Origin of the sequence: Halosimplex amylolyticum (assembly GCF_051414035.1) — an archaeon.
In the GTDB taxonomy this organism is placed as follows: domain Archaea; phylum Halobacteriota; class Halobacteria; order Halobacteriales; family Haloarculaceae; genus Halosimplex; species Halosimplex amylolyticum.
The window spans coordinates 1-667 of record NZ_JBLKNW010000022.1 but is presented as its reverse complement, the minus strand read 5'-3'; the positions used below and the strand labels follow the sequence as shown (position 1 = coordinate 667).

General features: G+C 58.0%; 1 rRNA gene. It reads right to left on the bottom strand.

The window, feature by feature from the left end:
- Positions 1-8: 8 nt before the first annotated feature.
- Positions 9-667: ribosomal RNA gene (locus ACMGFE_RS26030) — 16S ribosomal RNA — on the bottom strand; the annotation flags it as partial.

Below are 667 nucleotides of genomic sequence, written 5' to 3'. Positions count from 1 at the left end.
CGGTCAGTAGGAGGTGATCCAGCCACAGATTCCTCTACGGCTACCTTGTTACGACTTAATCCCCCTTGCGGAGCCCAGATTCGACTCGGGTATCCGAGCCTCATCCGGACCCCACTCGGGTGATTTGACGGGCGGTGTGTGCAAGGAGCAGGGACGTATTCACCGCGCGCTTCTGACACGCGATTACTACCGAATCCAGCTTCATGAGGGCGAGTTTCAGCCCTCAATCCGAACTACGACCCGGTTTAGGGGATTAGCGCCACCTCTCGGTGTTGCAACCCACTGTCCAGGCCATTGTAGCCCGCGTGTTGCCCAGCACATTCGGGGCATGCTGACCTACCGTTGCCCGTTCCTTCCTCCACGTTAGCCGTGGCGGTCTCCGTAATGTACCCAGCCACCACAAGGGTGCTGCTGGCAATTACGGACGCGGGTCTCGCTCGTTGCCTGACTTAACAGGATGCCTCACGGTACGAGCTGACGGCGGCCATGCACCTCCTCTCAATGGCTCCAATAAGGTCATCAACCTGATCTTCACTGCACATTGTCGGTGCTGGTGAGATGTCCGGCGTTGAGTCCAATTAAACCGCAGGCTCCTCCGGTTGTAGTGCTCCCCCGCCAATTCCTTTAAGTTTCATCCTTGCGGACGTACTTCCCAGGCGGCTCGCTT